Here is a 14300-nt window from a genome sequence, read left to right on the forward strand (position 1 = left end):
AGGACAGGACGCCGCAGGGTGGACCGTCCATCCATTTCCGAATAAAATCTGCGGCTAGAGATCGATTTCAGATTGAAATCTCCATGACCGTCGCCATCGCCGCTCCTTTCCGCCCCCTGGATTTGGACGCCGTCCATGCCTTCGTGCTGGTGGCCACGTTGCGCAGTTTCACCCGCGCCGCGGAAGCCATGGGCACCACGCAGTCCGCCATCAGCCTGAAACTGAAGCGGCTGGAGGACAGGCTGGGCCACCGCCTGCTGGAGCGCACGCCCCGCCAGGTTCGCCTGTCATCCCAGGGCGCCGCCTTCCTGGACCCGGCGCGGCGGCTGCTGGCGGCGCATGACCAGGCGCTGGCCGGCCTGGAACAGGCGCCGCACCGCCTGGTCATCGGCATCAGCGACCATGTCGCCGGCCGTGACCTGCCGGAGTTGCTGGCCCGCCTGCAAGGCCGCGACCCCACCCTGGTGATGGAGGTGCGCATCGCCGCGTCCCGCCACCTGGGCGGCCTGTTGGAACAAGGGGAATTGGACGCCGCCATCCTGCGGTTGGAACCGCCCCTGGACGGCCGGCAATCGGAACCGCCCGCCGAGGCGGGGGAGTTGCTGTTCACCGACCCGCTGTGCTGGTTCGCGGCACCGGGGTGGGAACCACCCGTGGCGGGCCCCCTGCCCATCGCCACCCTGTCGGCGCCCTGCGGTGTGCGAGGCCACGCCCTGCGGGCATTGGACGCCGCCGGCATCCCCTGGGCCGAAGTGTTCGTGGGCGGTGGCGTGGCCGCCGTGGGGGCTGCCGTGCTGGCCGGCTTGGGCGTGGCCGCCCTGGCCCCCCGCGCGGCCCCCCTGGGCGCCATCGACGTGGGGGAGCGCTATGGATTGCCGGCCCTGCCCAGCGCGCCCGTGGTGCTGCGCGCCGCCGTCAGCGACCGGCGCAGCCGGGCGGCGCTGGCCACGCTGGTGGCCGCGTTCCGCGCGGCGGGCTGATCAGTAGACGAACCCGGCCGCCACGGCCTGGCGCCAGGGCTGTCCCAGCCGGGCCAGTTCCTGGTCCACCGGGCAATCGGGCGCGTGGGCCAGGGGCAGATAGCCGATGCTCATGAGGAACTCGCCCACGATCTCCCCGCCGGTGAAGCGGAAGGTGCGGCGGAACAGCTTGACCCACTCCGCCTTGGTCAGGGGATGATGGGCCGCCAGCCAGTTGGCGAAGCCGCCATGGCTGGCGCGGAGCCCCTGGATGACACGGGCGTTGTGGATGGCGGCCTCGATCTTCAGGCGATTGCGCACGATGCCGGCGTCCTGCATCAGGCGCTCGACATCCTCTGGTGTCATGGCGGCCACGGCATCCACGGTGAAGCCGTGAAAGGCGGCGTTGAAGGCCGCGCGCTTGCGCAAGACCACCAGCCAGGACAGACCCGCCTGGTTCACCTCCAGCATCAGCCGCTCGAACAGCACGGCCTCGTCCGTGGTCGGGTGGCCATGTTCCCGGTCATGATAGGGGCCATGGAAAGGGTGGCCCGGCGCGATGGCGCAATATCCCGACATGCGGCGTCAATCCTGCTGGCCATGGGTAAGCTGGCCGTGGGTGAAGGGGAAGGCGGCGACGAACGCTATAACCGGCGATCGCGGAGTTTGCCTGCGAGCGGCGTCACGCTTCAAGGCGATTTCACCCTGTCACGATCTGCTTTAGAAGGGGACCCGGCGGGAGGGGGCCCCGAAAGGCCGCCCCGAATCCCCCGCCCATCCCCCGGAAATCGAGTGCCGCCTTTCCATGACCCCGACCCTGTCCCCCGCCGCCCGCCGCCGACTGCTCCGCAACGTCCTGGCCTTTTTCGTCACCCTGATCGTCGTCAGCGTGGCCGCCGGCCTGATCGGTGGCACCATGGCCGTCGTGTTGGTGCTGCGCCTGGTTTTCGGGGTGGGGGCCACCTGCTCCGGCGTCTGGATGTTCTTCCTGCTGGCCCGTCAGATGATCCGCAACGGCCGTCCGCCCCACCCCTTCTTCTACGGTGGCTATGCCATCATCCTGGGCTGCTTGGGTGGAGTGACGGTCATGGGCATCCTGATGCTGATCCAGGGTGTGCAGCAACTGGCGTCGCTGAGTTCGTGACAAAATCGCTAATAATCGCAGTCATACGCCGTACGGCTTAGCACTCAGCCTTGAGTGGATATGATCATCGGTGGAAGACCGGCCAAAATCAGGCACAATCTTCGCCACTATTCCGCCATCTATCCTTGCACTGATTATCGGCGAAGGCCAAACGCATGGCGATTACCGGACGAATGCATGACGGGATCTGTCGTCATCCTTCGTAGCACGGGTGGCGCCAATGACAGTTGGCCCACCAACCACGAGGTGACCCGATGAATGCCATCATGAAGTCCGCCCGCGCCACCGTTGGCGCCGCCGCGTTGGCCGTGGCCATGGCCGGCGGCCTGACCATCGCCAGCCCCACCCCCGCCGCCGCCCAGGTCGGCATCGACCTGTGGGTGCGCGAGGCACCGCCGCCGCCGCGCCGGGAGGTGATTCCCCCGCCGCCGGAGCCGGGCCATGTCTGGGTGGGCGGCCATTGGGCCTGGCATGACCATTGGGATTGGGTGGAGGGGCATTACGCCGCCCCGCCGCATCCCCGCGCGCACTGGGTGCCCGGCCACTGGCGCACCGGCCCCGACGGCCGCCACCTGTGGGTCGAGGGTCACTGGCGCTGAGCCGGTCGCCCGTCGCCTTAGCGCCAAAGGCCGGCATCGGGACTTCCCGGTGCCGGCCTCAGCGCCGGCGGAACGCGACCGCCCCCTGCACCCGATACCCCATGGAGGGACTGAAGCGCTGGGTGGCGCGCTTGGTCGCGTCCTCCGCCGTGTCGGCCCCCACCAGGTAGACGCGGCCCGACACCCAGTCATCGACATACTCCGACGGCGCCATGCGGGCCGTGGCGGTCTCGCCGAAGTCGGGATTGGCGATGGTCAGCTCCCAGAAGCGCTGGGCTGAAAGCGTCTGGCGATCCAGCAGGATCAGGGGCTGCAACCGCCGTTCGCGCAGGGCCTTGCGCTCCTTGTCCAGCGTTTCCAGTTCCTCGCGCAGTTCCTGCAGCGTGGCATCCACCGTGTCGATGGTGGTGGTGATCTGCTCCAGCTCGCCCGAGGTGCCATCGATTTCCTGGCGGAACTGGGCCACCAAGGCCTCGCGCTTTTCAAGCTGTCGGCTCAGCTCCAGCCGGCGGACCGTCAGTTCGCGCCATTGGCGGAACAGCAGGGCCCCCAGCAGGCCGATCATCAGCAGCATCAGCCATCCCAGTTCCATCACGACCCCCGACGGAAACCGGCGGGCCGCAGGGGGCCCTTTTCCGGAAAGTGCATGTCCAACTGGCGGCGGGCGGCGGCCTCCGACTCGGCCCAGATGCTGGAGCGATGGTCGATGCCCCGCAACGGCCCCGGCAGCTCGCGGCCGGGGTCGACGGACGGCGACGGCAGAAGGTTGCAGGCGTACTCCTCCTTGTCCTTGGAGGGCTCGCCGATCTGGTGCAGGACGTAAAAGTCGCGGACGCGCATCTCGTTGTTGTCGATGCGCAGCTGGGATATGGCGGTGCGCATCTTGGCCGCCTCCCCCCGCTTGACCCCCAGCGCCATGCGCTGCTGTTCCAGGAAGGACAGCACCTGGGTCTTTTCGTTGGAAACGGCGCGCATCTTGTCGGTGGAGGAGCCCAAGGCCTTGCGCAGCCGCAGTTCCACGGTCTGCCGCCACAGCCACAACATGATGGCCGCAAGCAAGAGCAGGGCGGAAAAGCCCATCAGGATTTGGATCAGCATTCCCCGAACGACCGTACCGGCTCAACCAACAGCCGATCCGCCAAACCCAGGCGCGATCGCGTCAAAGCGGCGCGTTGCCTGGCGGATCGAACAGCCGGTCATAGTTGATGAGGCCAAAATGAAAAACAGCCCAGACGAGCCCGAGAATTACCGCTGAAATGAGGCTCGTCCATATGAATTTGCGCCGCAGGTCGGGAAATACCGGCGCACCGGGATCGTTTCCTTTCAAGGGGCTGTCGTCGCGGCGGACGCCGAACGGCAGAACGGCGAACAGGACCACCCACCACAAGGTGAAATAGATGGCGGCCAGCGTGACCAGACTCATGACACTCCCTCCCCCACGGCCCCGGGTCGGCGCCGCGAGGTGGGCCGCCGGGCCGCTCTGGCGGCGCCTTTAGGGGGCCCCGCTTCCCTGTCCTGTTCCGCGCCCGTGCGGCGTCCGGTCACACCCGGACCAGATGCACTTCGGTCACCGGCTTGCGGCCCTGCGCCGCATGGAAGGTGCGCCGCACGGCCAGGCGGGCGGCCTCGATCACCGCGACGTCGTCGCGCCGCTCCGCCGGGCCCAGCTTTTCCACCGCCTGCGCGATGCCCTTCACCAACCCATCGATGAAGGCGCCGTCGTCCTCCTCGTCCAGCAGACCGATGACGCTGAGCCTGGGATCGGCGATCAGGTCCGTATCTTCCATGACCAGGGTGACCACGGCGGCGCCGTTGAAGACCATGCGGTTGCGCGTGCGCAGCAAGGTGCCGCCCAGGGGCACCAGGCGGCGCCCGTCCAGGCACAGCTTGCCCGACGGCACGGTGCCGATGATCTCCGGCTCGCCGGGGCCGATGCGGATGACCACGCCGTTCTCCGGCACCAGGGCGCGCGGCACCTGGCATTCCAGCGCCAGGTCGGCATGCGCCTTCAGGTGGCGCTGTTCGCCATGCACCGGCACCGACAGGAAGGGGCGGACCCACTGGTACATCTGCGCCAGCTCATCCCGCGCCGGATGGCCGGAGACGTGGACATCGGCATCGCTGGCCGTCACCACCTCGATGCCCCGGCGGATCAGGCCGTTCTGCACCTTGGCGATGGCCTTCTCGTTGCCCGGGATTTCGCGGGAGGAGAAGATCACGACATCGCCCGGTTCAAGGTCGATCTCGGGATGGTCGCCTTCGGCGATGCGGGCCAGGGCGGCCCGCGGCTCCCCCTGGCTGCCGGTGCAGATCAGCACCTGGGCCTCGCGGGGGAGATACCCCACGTCATGCTCGGTGACGAAGGGCGGCAGGTCCTTGAGATACCCCGTGGCCCGCGCGGCCTCGTTGATGCGGCGCAGGCTGCGGCCCACCAGGGCCACCTGGCGGTCATGCGCGGCCGCCGCCTTGGCGATGGAATGCAGGCGGGCGACGTTGGTGGCGAAGCAGGCCACAGCCACACGCCGGCCGGGATAGCGGCCGATCAGCTCCTCCAGCCCCACGGCGACGGTGCCCTCCGAGCCCGAGGTGCCCGGCACGGTGGCGTTGGTGCTGTCGCAGACCAGGGCGGTCACGCCCTGGTGGCCCAGGGCGATCAGCGCCGCCTCGTCCACCGGGGCGCCCACGCGGGGATCGGGGTCCAGCTTCCAGTCGCCGGTGTGCAGCACCGTGCCGCCGGGGGTGCGGATGACCAGGGCGTTCGGCTCGGGAATGGAATGGGTGAGGCTGATCAGTTCGATATCGAAGGGGCCGACGTGGAAGCGGCCGGACAGCGGCACCTCGACGATCTGCACCAGGCCGCTGAAGTCTGTCTCACGCAGCTTGGCGCGCAGCACCGCGGCGGTGAACGGGGTGGCATAAACGGGGCAGCGCAACTCCGTCCACAGGTACTGCACGGCGCCCAGATGATCCTCATGGGCATGCGTCAGCACCAGGCCCGCCAAATCCTCCCGCCGCTCGGCGATGAACTCGGGGTCGGGCATGACCACGTCCACGCCAGGCGCGGCGTCATCGCCGAAGCTGACGCCCAAGTCCACCATCAGCCACTTGCCGGCGTGGTGGTACAGGTTGAGGTTCATACCAATTTCGCCGGACCCACCCAACGGCAGGAAATACAGGGCATCGGGGGACAGCAAATCGTCGATCATGGACACCTGGGAAAGAACTGGGACAAGGGGACGGATGGCGGTGGCAACGTGGGGGATCAGGCCCCTGATTTGGCGTTGCGACGGTAAATGAGCAAGAGGCCGCGTAGGGTCAGGTCGCTGTCGATGTGATCGACCATGCCCGTCTCCTCCGCGAAGACCCGGACCATGCCGCCCGTGCCAATGACCGTGACCGGCGGCGTCCCGGTGGGTGACAGTTCCGCCTTGATACGGCGCAGCAGGCCCTCGATCATCGCTGTATAGCCCCAGTACATGCCGGACTGCATGGCCCCCACCGTGCCGCGGCCGATGACGCTATCGGGCTTGGCGATATCCACCTTGGGCAACTGGGCCGCCACGCGGTGCAGGGCGTCCAGCGACAGGGTGGGGCCGGGGGCGATGATGCCGCCGGCGAAGGCGCCATCGGCGTCCACGACGTCGAAGGTGGTGCCCGTGCCGATATCCAGGACGACCAAGGGGGACGGATATCGTTCCGTCGCCGCAACGGCATTGACCAGGCGATCCGCCCCCGCCTCCCGCGGGTTGTCGATACGGATTTCGATGCCCAGGTCGACCGCCGGATCGCCGATGCGCATCGGAACGCAGCCGAAATGATCCTTGCACAGCCGGATCAGATCCGGCGTCGCCGCCGGCACCACCGACGACAGGATGGCGGCATTGACGTCCTGGGCGGTCAGCCCTTTCAGCGCCATGGCGGAGGTCAGCCACACCGCGTACTCATCCGAGGTGCGGCGGCTGTCGGTGGAGATGCGCCAGCGGCCCCGGGGGGTCTCGCCCTCATAGATGGCGAAGACCACGTTGGTATTGCCGGCATCGATGGCGAGCAGCATGGGTGAGCCCTTGTCTCAGGAGGTCGTCTGAGCGGCGGACGGGAAGAAGACATCCCCGGCGGTGACCCGCACCCGGCCCGCGGGCGTCTCCACCACCAGGGCCCCGTCGGCGTCCAGGTCCAGCAAGCGGCCGTCAAAACTCCGGTCATGCAGGCGAACGGTCACCGGCCCGCCCAGGCCGTGGGCCGCGTTCAACCAGGCCGCGCGCACCGGCGCGAAGCCGAACGCCTGCCAACGGCGATACCAGCGGTCAAAGGCGCCGGCATAGGCGGCCATGACTTGGTCCGGGTCGACATCGGCGCCGTGGGCCAGCAGCGATGTGGTGGCGTAATCGGCCATATCGGGATGATGGCGAACATTCAGCCCCATGCCAACGGCCACCCAGGCCACGCTGCCGTCTACGTCAGCCTCGGACTCCAGCAGGATGCCGGCGATCTTGGCGCCGTCCACCAGGATATCATTGGGCCATTTCAGCTTAGGCGCGGCGGCGACCAGACCGTCCACCGCCTCCCCCGCCGCGAGCGCGGTGACGAAGGACAGTTCGGCCGCCCGCTGAGGGGTGCCGCCGGGCCGCAGCAGCAGGGTGCACGCCAGGTTGCCCGCGTCGGACAGCCACGACCGGCCGCGCCGGCCGCGCCCCGCTTCTTGACGAATGGCCCGGACCAGCGTGCCTTCCGGCGCGCCAGTACGGGCCATGTCTTTCACAACATCATTGGTGCTGCCGCACCGGTCCATCACCGTCGGCCGGATCCAATCCGGCAGACGGTGGGGAAAGGCGCCGGGGGTCAGCGCCTGCCCGCTCAATGGAACAGGCTGGCGGCGGCGGCGGCCGCACCGTTCAGCACCGGGGTGCCGATCACCAGGGCCACCGGGAACACCACCAGGGCGGTGGCGGTGACGACCCAGGACAGGCCGGCGGACGGACGGTCCAGCGGTTCCTTCACGTCGTCGAACCAGGAAACCTTACAGACCTTCAGGTAGTAGTAGAGGCTGATGCCGCTGGTCAGGGCCATGATGATGGACAGCGGATACAGGCCCGCCTTCCACGCGGCCATGAACACCAGCAGCTTGCCGAAGAAGCCGGCCGCCGGCGGCACGCCAGCCATGGAGAACATGAAGACGGCTAGGGCCAAGGCCAGCATGGGGCTGGTCTTGGACAGGCCGGCCAGGTCGGCGATCTCCTCCACCGCCTTCCCCTTCTGGCGCATGCCGATGATGATGGCGAAGGTGCCGACGGTCATCACCAGGTAGATGGCCATGTAGATCAGCACGGCCTGCACGCCATCGGCGGTGCCGGCGGCGACGCCAACCAGGGCGTAGCCGATGTTGGCGATGGAGCTGTAGGCCATCAGGCGCTTGATGTTGGTCTGGCGGATGGCCGCCAGGGACCCCACCAGCATGGAGGCGACGGCGCAGAACTCGATCACCTGGCGCCACTGCGGCAGCAGGGAGCCGAAGGGACCTTCCAGCACGCGGATGAACAGGCAGATCGCGGCCACCTTGGGCGCCACGGCGAAGAACGCCGAGACCGGGGTGGGCGCGCCTTCATAAACGTCCGGCGTCCACATGTGGAAGGGCACGGCGGAAATCTTGAAGGCCAGTCCAGCGGCCACGAACACCAGGCCGACGATGACGCCCAAGGACGCCGGACCGGCCTGCAGAACCTGGGCGATGGTGATGAAGTTGGTGGTGCCGGCGAAGCCATAGATCATGCTGATGCCGTACAGCAGCATGCCAGAGGACAGGGCACCCAGCACGAAGTACTTCAGGCCGGCTTCGGTGCTCTTGGCGGAATCGCGGCGGAAGGCGGCGATGACGTAGAGCGACAGGCTCTGCAGCTCCAGGCCGACATAGAGGGACAGCAGGTCGTTGGCCGACACCATCATCATCATGCCGACCGTGGCCAGCACCATGAGGACCGGGTACTCGAACCGGTCCATGTCCTCACGGGCGATGAAGTTCTGGGCGACGATGAGGGACAGGCCCGTGCCCAGGAGGATCAGCAGCTTGGAGAAGACGGCGAAGCTGTCGGTGATGAACAGGCCGGAGAAGGCCACGTCGTAGCCTTCCTGGCGGAACAGCAGCACGGCGGTCACCACCAGCGCCACCAAGGCCAGGCCGCTGACCAGGCGGGTGCCGTTCTTGCCGCTGAACACACCCAGCATCAGCAGCAGCAGCGCCGCCACGGCCAGGAAGATCTCAGGCAGGGCCGGGATCAGATCGGTGAGGACAGGTTGCATGGATCGTTTCCCGCTGGATCAGTGGCCGGCGTCGGGGTTGGCGTCCGCCTTAGGCTCCGCCTGGGCAGGGGCCCCGGCAGGAGTTTCAGAGGCGGGCGCTTCGGTGGTGGACGGTTCGGTGGCCTGCTCGGTGCCCGGCGTCTCGGTGGTCGCCGGGTGGGCAGCCATGTGGTCACCCGACATCGTCTCGGCGTTGGCGGCCGGGACAAAGGCGGAGGCCGGGTTGGCGACCGGCGGGGTCAGACCCTCGGCCGCGAGCGCGTCACGATGATGGGACAGGATGTGGTCCAGAGAGGCGGCGTACACGCTGCTGAAGCTCTTGGGGTACACGCCCATCATGATGACGATGGCGACCAGGGGCGCGAAGTACAGGATTTCCTTCGCGTTCAGGTCGGGCATGGCCATCACGTCGGACTTTTCCAGCTTGCCGTAGAACAGCTTGCGGTAGAGCAGCAGCATGTAGGCGGCGCCGAACACCAGGCCGGTGGAGGCGAACAGGCCCACCCAGGTGTTGGCCTCATACGCGCCCAGCATGGACAGGAACTCACCCACGAAACCAGAGGTGCCGGGCAGGCCGACCGAGGCCAGCATGAACAGCATGAACACCACGGCGTACTTGGGCATGTTGTGCGCCATGCCGCCGTAGCGCGCGATCTCACGGGTGTGCAGGCGGTTGTAGACCACGCCGATGCAGAGGAAGAGGGCCGCCGACACCACGGTGTGCGACAGCATCTGGAACATGGCGCCGTCCAGGCCCTGGGCGTTGGCGGAGAAGATGCCCATGCTGACGTAACCCATGTGGGCCACGGAGGAATAGGCGATCATCTTCTTCATGTCGGTCTGCGCCAGCGCCACCAGCGAGGTGTAGATGATGGCGACGACCGACATCACGAACACCAGGTTGGTGTAGGTGGCCGAGCCGATGGGCAGCATCTGCAGGTTGGCGCGGATCAGACCGTAGCCACCCATCTTCAGCATCACGCCGGCCAGCATGACGGAGCCGGCGGTCGGCGCCTCCACGTGGGCGAAGGGCAGCCAGGTGTGGAACGGCCACATCGGGGTCTTCACCGCGAAGGCGGCGAAGAAAGCCAGCCACAGGATCTTCTGCATCGACGGATCGAAGGTGTGGTCCAGCATCACCCGCATGTCGAAGGTGCCGACCTGCAGATACATGGCGATGATGGCCAGCAACATCAGGACGGAGCCGATGAAGGTGTAGATGAAGAACTTGTAGGCGGCATAGATGCGGCCCGGACCACCCCACACGCCGATCATCAGGAACATCGGCAGCAGGACACCTTCGAAGAAGATGTAGAACAGGATGAAGTCCAGCGCGGTGAACATGCCGACCAGCATGGTCTCCAGCAGCAGGAGCGACATCATGAACTCCTTCACGCGCTTCTCCACGCTGTCCCAGGAGGCCAGCACGCAGACGGGCGTGAGGAAGGTCGAGGCCAGCACGAACCAGACGGAGACGCCGTCGATGCCGCGCAGGTACTGGATGCCCAGGGCGGGGATCCAGCTATGTTCCTCCACCAGCTGGAAGCCGGCGCTGGAGGGGTCGAACTTCACCAGGATGAACAGCGAAACGATGAAGGTGAGGAGCGAGGTCGCGAGGGCGAGTGCCTTCGCGTTCCGCGCCACGGCCTGTTCTTCGCCGCGCACCAGCAGGATGAGTAGGGCGCCAATCGACGGAAGGAACGTCGTCAGCGACAGGATCGGCCAATCAGCCATCGTATATGCCTCGTCCTGCTCAGGGCTTGAAGTAGAACCAGCCGACCAGCGCGACCACGCCGATCACCATGGCGAATGCGTAATGGTAGACGTAACCGGATTGCAGACGGCTGACGCCGGCGGCCACACCGCGGGTGGTCTTGGCGACGCCATCGGGGCCCAGCCCGTCGATGATGGCGCCGTCACCCGCCTTCCACAGGCCGAAGCCCAGGAGCCGAGCCGGCTTCACGAACAGCACGTCGTAAATCTGGTCGAAGAAGTACTTGTTGAAGACCAGCACGTGCAGCGGCTTCACCACCTTGGTGAAGGTCGCCGGGATGCTGGGCACGAACATGTAGCAGACATACGCCAGGGCGATGCCGGCCAAGCCGACGAACAGCGGCAGGACACCCACCCATTCCGGCCCCTCATGGGCGGCGTGGATGCTGTCATGGGCGTGCAGCACCTGGATGGCCCCGCGCCAGAACTCGGCGCGAGCCTCGTGGCCGACGAACCACTCGTAGCCGCCGATACCGGCGATGAGGGCGCCAATGGCCAGCACGGTCAGCGGGCCGGTCATGACCACCGGGCTTTCATGCACGTGGTCCATGACCTCCTTCGAGGCGCGCGGCTTGCCATGGAAGGTCATGATCAGCAGGCGCCAGGAGTAGAAGGCGGTCATGAAGGCGGCGGCGATGCCCAGCCAGTAGGCGAAGTGACCGACAGCGGTGCCGGAGCCGTACGCCGCCTCCAGGATGATGTCCTTGGAGTAGAAACCCGCGAAACCGAACACACCGGGGATGCCGATACCGGCCAGGGCCAGGTTGCCGATCCACATCACCGCGTAGGTGAAGGGGATGAGCCGCCAGATGCCGCCCATCTTGCGCATGTCCTGCTCACCCGACATGGCGTGGATGACGGAACCGGCGCCCAGGAACAGCAGGGCCTTGAAGAAGGCGTGGGTCATCAGGTGGAAGACGGCGGCCTGGTAGGCCGACACGCCGATCGCGAAGAACATGTAGCCCAGCTGGCTCATCGTCGAGTAGGCGATGACGCGCTTGATGTCGAACTGGGTCATGCCGATCGTCGCGGCGACGAAGGCGGTCAGGGCACCAAGCACCGTCACCACAGCCAGGGCCGTCGGGGCGTACTCGAACACCGGGCTCATGCGGGCCAGCATGAACACGCCGGCGGTGACCATGGTGGCCGCGTGGATGAGGGCCGACACCGGGGTCGGGCCTTCCATCGCGTCCGGCAGCCAGGTGTGCAGGCCCAGCTGGGCCGACTTGCCCATGGCGCCGACGAACAGCAGCAGGCAGGCGCAGTCCAGCGCCGACACGTGCCAGCCCAGGAAGTTGAACGTGGCGTGGGCCTTGCCGGCGGCGGCCGGGAAGATCGTGCCGAATTCGACGCTGCCGAAGATGATGAAGATCGAGAAGATGCCCAGCGCGAAGCCGAAGTCGCCCACGCGGTTCACCAGGAACGCCTTCATGGAGGCGTCGTTGGCGCTTTTCTTCTCGAACCAGAAATTGATCAGCAGGTAGGAAGCGACACCGACGCCCTCCCAGCCGAAGAACATCTGCAGCAGGTTGTCGGAGGTCACCAGCATGAGCATCATGAAGGTGAACAGGCTGAGGTAGGACATGAACCGGGGCTTGTCCGGGTCATGGCTCATGTAGCCGACGGAGTAGATGTGGACCATGGTCGACACGCCGTTGACAACGATCAGCATGACCGCCGTCAGGGTGTCGACGCGCAGGGCCCAATCGACGTGGAAGTCGCCGCTGGCCACCCAATTGGCCAGGGGCACCACACGGGCATGGCCATTGATGGCCACGTCGATGAAGAGCATGACCGACAGGACCAGCGCCGCCACCATGGCGCCGCAGGTGACGAGCTGGGAGCCTCGGTCGCCGATGCGGCGGCCGAAGAAGCCGGCGATGAACGCCGCGAGGAGCGGCAGGAAGATTGCTGCGATGACGGCCATGGCCCTCAACCCTTCATCAGGTTGATGTCCTCAACCGCGATCGAGCCACGGTTGCGGAAGTAGATGACGAGGATGGCGAGGCCGATGGCGGCCTCGGCAGCCGCCACGGTCAGGATGAACAGGGCGAACACCTGTCCCACGAGATCGTGCAGGAAGACCGAGAAGGCGACGAGGTTGATGTTGACGGCGAGCAGGATCAGCTCGATCGACATCAGGATGATGATGACGTTGCGGCGGTTCAGGAATATGCCGAACACGCCCAGGATGAACAGGATGGCCGCCACCGACAGGTAGTGGCCGAGACCGATATCCATCATGGTTTCCATGGTTACACGCCCTCCCCGGTCCGGACCTTGACCACGGCCACCACGTCGTCGCGGCGACGCGACACCTGGTCGGCGATGACCTGGCGGCGGGTGCCCTTGCGCGAGCGCAGGGTCAGCACGATGGCACCGATCATGGCGACCAGCAGCACCAGGCCGGAAGCCTCGAAGACATAGGCGTATTGGGTGTAGAGCAGGTCGCCCAGGGCCTGGGCGTTACCGACGCTTTCCGGCGTCGGCGCCGCGCGGACGCTGTCGGCCGGCCCGGCGTAGACCCAGCCGGAAATCACCAGGCCCAGTTCCGCCAGCAAGGCCGCCCCCACGGCGAGGCCCGCCGGCAGGTAGCGCAGGAAGCCCTTGCGCAGTTCCTGGAAGTTGATGTCCAGCATCATGACGACGAAGAGGAACAGCACCGCGACGGCGCCCACGTAGACGATGACCAGGATCATCGCCACGAATTCCGCCCCGATCAGGACGAACAGGCCGGCCGCGTTGAAGAAGGCCAGGATCAGGAACAGGACGGAGTGCACCGGGTTGCGCGCCGTGATCACCAGCATGCCGGACAGCACCAGCACGGCGGCGAACAGATAGAAGGCGAGAGCGGGCAGTATCATCGGCGGCTCTCCTTCCGGTGCGGGTTGCGGACGTTGGCGATCAAGATCTCTCTCCGGTAACCGGGCCCATGGGTCTGGGTCGCTGGCTCTGGGTAGGGGGTGCAGTCAGTCCCGCGCGCGGGCGTCACGGGGTTAGGCTCACAAGGCGAGAAGGTCAGCGGTACGGGGCGTCCGCCGCGATGTTGGCCGCCAGCAGGGGCTCCCACCGGTCGCCGTTCGCCAGCAGCTTTTCCTTGTTGTAGAAAAGCTCCTCGCGCGTCTCGGTCGCGAACTCCAGGTTCGGTCCCTCGACGATGGCGTCCACCGGGCAGGCCTCCTGGCAGAGACCGCAGTAGATGCACTTGGTCATGTCGATGTCGTAGCGGGTGGTGCGGCGCGAGCCGTCCTCGCGCGGTTCCGCTTCGATGGTGATGGCCAGGGCCGGGCACACCGCTTCGCACAGCTTGCAGGCGATGCAGCGCTCTTCCCCGTTGGGATAGCGCCGCAGGGCGTGCTCACCGCGGAACCGGGGGCTCAGCGGGCTGCGCTCATACGGGTAGTTGATCGTCACCCGGGGCTTGAACATGTAGCTGAAGGTCAGGGCGAAGCCCTTCACCAGCTCGGTCATGAACAGGCCGCGCGCCGTGCGGTCGAGCCAGGCCATGTCGTCACCTCATTCCTTGATGCG

At 66.8% G+C, this 14300-nt stretch carries 16 protein-coding genes; 3 read left to right on the plus strand and 13 right to left on the minus strand.

The window, feature by feature from the left end; translation table 11 throughout:
- The first annotated feature begins 83 nt into the window (after positions 1 to 83).
- Positions 84 to 980 carry a LysR family transcriptional regulator gene (locus ULB03_RS17325; protein WP_322484375.1) on the plus strand — a complete coding sequence of 299 codons (897 nt, stop codon included), beginning with the start codon at positions 84 to 86 and terminating at the stop codon, positions 978 to 980.
- On the opposite strand, the gene ULB03_RS17330 is transcribed toward ULB03_RS17325, so the two are convergent.
- Positions 981 to 1538 carry a DNA-3-methyladenine glycosylase I gene (locus ULB03_RS17330; protein ID WP_322484376.1) on the minus strand — a complete coding sequence of 186 codons (558 nt, stop codon included), beginning with the start codon at positions 1536 to 1538 and terminating at the stop codon, positions 981 to 983. It abuts the gene before it with no gap.
- 226 nt (positions 1539 to 1764) lie between these two features.
- On the opposite strand from ULB03_RS17330, the gene ULB03_RS17335 reads away from it, so the two are divergent.
- Together ULB03_RS17335 and ULB03_RS17340 are read left to right on the plus strand one after the other, a co-directional pair.
- The gene (locus ULB03_RS17335; protein WP_322484377.1) at positions 1765 to 2103 is read left to right on the plus strand and encodes a hypothetical protein; all 339 of its coding nucleotides are present in this window, start codon (positions 1765 to 1767) and stop codon (positions 2101 to 2103) included.
- A gap of 266 nt (positions 2104 to 2369) precedes the next feature.
- Positions 2370 to 2702 (plus strand): hypothetical protein, encoded by a 333-nt coding sequence (locus tag ULB03_RS17340; RefSeq protein ID WP_322484378.1) that lies wholly within the window; start codon positions 2370 to 2372, stop codon positions 2700 to 2702.
- Positions 2703 to 2760: 58 nt separating this feature from the next.
- Here ULB03_RS17340 and ULB03_RS17345 read toward each other — a convergent pair whose 3' ends face one another.
- From ULB03_RS17345 to nuoI, 12 genes are all read right to left on the minus strand, one after another.
- Positions 2761 to 3294, minus strand: a complete 534-nt coding sequence (locus ULB03_RS17345) for a hypothetical protein (RefSeq protein ID WP_322484379.1) — start codon at positions 3292 to 3294, stop codon at positions 2761 to 2763.
- The gene (locus ULB03_RS17350; RefSeq protein ID WP_322484380.1) at positions 3294 to 3800 is read right to left on the minus strand and encodes a hypothetical protein; all 507 of its coding nucleotides are present in this window, start codon (positions 3798 to 3800) and stop codon (positions 3294 to 3296) included. The genes ULB03_RS17345 and ULB03_RS17350 overlap by 1 nt, the downstream gene beginning before the upstream one ends.
- Positions 3801 to 3861: 61 nt before the next feature.
- Positions 3862 to 4125, minus strand: coding sequence for a DUF1467 family protein (locus ULB03_RS17355; protein ID WP_145732214.1), 264 nt, complete (start codon positions 4123 to 4125; stop codon positions 3862 to 3864).
- Between the two features lie 118 nt (positions 4126 to 4243).
- Complete coding sequence (locus ULB03_RS17360) at positions 4244 to 5908, minus strand: ribonuclease J (protein WP_322484381.1); 1665 nt, start codon at positions 5906 to 5908, stop codon at positions 4244 to 4246.
- A 56-nt stretch (positions 5909 to 5964) separates the two neighbouring features.
- The gene (locus tag ULB03_RS17365; protein WP_322484382.1) at positions 5965 to 6756 is read right to left on the minus strand and encodes a type III pantothenate kinase; all 792 of its coding nucleotides are present in this window, start codon (positions 6754 to 6756) and stop codon (positions 5965 to 5967) included.
- A gap of 15 nt (positions 6757 to 6771) precedes the next feature.
- Positions 6772 to 7560: a biotin--[acetyl-CoA-carboxylase] ligase gene (locus tag ULB03_RS17370; RefSeq protein WP_416211157.1), complete on the minus strand. Its 789-nt coding sequence runs from the start codon at positions 7558 to 7560 to the stop codon at positions 6772 to 6774.
- On the minus strand, positions 7557 to 8996 hold the full coding sequence (nuoN, locus tag ULB03_RS17375) for an NADH-quinone oxidoreductase subunit NuoN (protein ID WP_322484383.1): 1440 nt from the start codon (positions 8994 to 8996) through the stop codon (positions 7557 to 7559). Before nuoN ends, ULB03_RS17370 begins: the two co-directional genes overlap by 4 nt.
- 18 nt (positions 8997 to 9014) lie before the next feature.
- A complete protein-coding gene (locus tag ULB03_RS17380; protein ID WP_322484384.1) occupies positions 9015 to 10730 on the minus strand; it encodes an NADH-quinone oxidoreductase subunit M in 1716 nt (571 codons plus the stop codon).
- A 19-nt stretch (positions 10731 to 10749) separates the two neighbouring features.
- Positions 10750 to 12696 (minus strand): NADH-quinone oxidoreductase subunit L, encoded by a 1947-nt coding sequence (gene nuoL, locus ULB03_RS17385; RefSeq protein WP_322484385.1) that lies wholly within the window; start codon positions 12694 to 12696, stop codon positions 10750 to 10752.
- Between the two features lie 5 nt (positions 12697 to 12701).
- On the minus strand, positions 12702 to 13010 hold the full coding sequence (gene nuoK / locus ULB03_RS17390; protein ID WP_040846291.1) for an NADH-quinone oxidoreductase subunit NuoK: 309 nt from the start codon (positions 13008 to 13010) through the stop codon (positions 12702 to 12704).
- A 14-nt stretch (positions 13011 to 13024) separates the two neighbouring features.
- Positions 13025 to 13633, minus strand: coding sequence for an NADH-quinone oxidoreductase subunit J (locus ULB03_RS17395; protein WP_145732224.1), 609 nt, complete (start codon positions 13631 to 13633; stop codon positions 13025 to 13027).
- Positions 13634 to 13787: 154 nt separating this feature from the next.
- Positions 13788 to 14276, minus strand: coding sequence for an NADH-quinone oxidoreductase subunit NuoI (gene nuoI, locus ULB03_RS17400; RefSeq protein WP_145732226.1), 489 nt, complete (start codon positions 14274 to 14276; stop codon positions 13788 to 13790).
- Between the last annotated feature and the right edge of the window lie 24 nt (positions 14277 to 14300).

The organism is Nitrospirillum goiasense, assembly GCF_034427435.1.
In the GTDB taxonomy this organism is placed as follows: Bacteria; Pseudomonadota; Alphaproteobacteria; order Azospirillales; family Azospirillaceae; genus Nitrospirillum.

Coding starts and splice junctions, on each gene's coding strand:
- nuoI (WP_145732226.1), bottom strand. CDS start 14,276: ATGGCCTGGCTCGACCGCACGGCGCGCGGCCTGTTCATGACCGAGCTG.
- nuoK (WP_040846291.1), bottom strand. CDS start 13,010: ATGGATATCGGTCTCGGCCACTACCTGTCGGTGGCGGCCATCCTGTTC.
- ULB03_RS17360 (WP_322484381.1), bottom strand. CDS start 5,908: ATGATCGACGATTTGCTGTCCCCCGATGCCCTGTATTTCCTGCCGTTG.
- ULB03_RS17330 (WP_322484376.1), bottom strand. CDS start 1,538: ATGTCGGGATATTGCGCCATCGCGCCGGGCCACCCTTTCCATGGCCCC.
- ULB03_RS17355 (WP_145732214.1), bottom strand. CDS start 4,125: ATGAGTCTGGTCACGCTGGCCGCCATCTATTTCACCTTGTGGTGGGTG.
- ULB03_RS17340 (WP_322484378.1), top strand. CDS start 2,370: ATGAAGTCCGCCCGCGCCACCGTTGGCGCCGCCGCGTTGGCCGTGGCC.
- ULB03_RS17335 (WP_322484377.1), top strand. CDS start 1,765: ATGACCCCGACCCTGTCCCCCGCCGCCCGCCGCCGACTGCTCCGCAAC.
- ULB03_RS17365 (WP_322484382.1), bottom strand. CDS start 6,756: ATGCTGCTCGCCATCGATGCCGGCAATACCAACGTGGTCTTCGCCATC.
- nuoL (WP_322484385.1), bottom strand. CDS start 12,696: ATGGCCGTCATCGCAGCAATCTTCCTGCCGCTCCTCGCGGCGTTCATC.
- ULB03_RS17325 (WP_322484375.1), top strand. CDS start 84: ATGACCGTCGCCATCGCCGCTCCTTTCCGCCCCCTGGATTTGGACGCC.
- nuoN (WP_322484383.1), bottom strand. CDS start 8,996: ATGCAACCTGTCCTCACCGATCTGATCCCGGCCCTGCCTGAGATCTTC.
- ULB03_RS17380 (WP_322484384.1), bottom strand. CDS start 10,730: ATGGCTGATTGGCCGATCCTGTCGCTGACGACGTTCCTTCCGTCGATT.
- ULB03_RS17395 (WP_145732224.1), bottom strand. CDS start 13,633: ATGATACTGCCCGCTCTCGCCTTCTATCTGTTCGCCGCCGTGCTGGTG.
- ULB03_RS17345 (WP_322484379.1), bottom strand. CDS start 3,294: ATGGAACTGGGATGGCTGATGCTGCTGATGATCGGCCTGCTGGGGGCC.
- ULB03_RS17350 (WP_322484380.1), bottom strand. CDS start 3,800: ATGCTGATCCAAATCCTGATGGGCTTTTCCGCCCTGCTCTTGCTTGCG.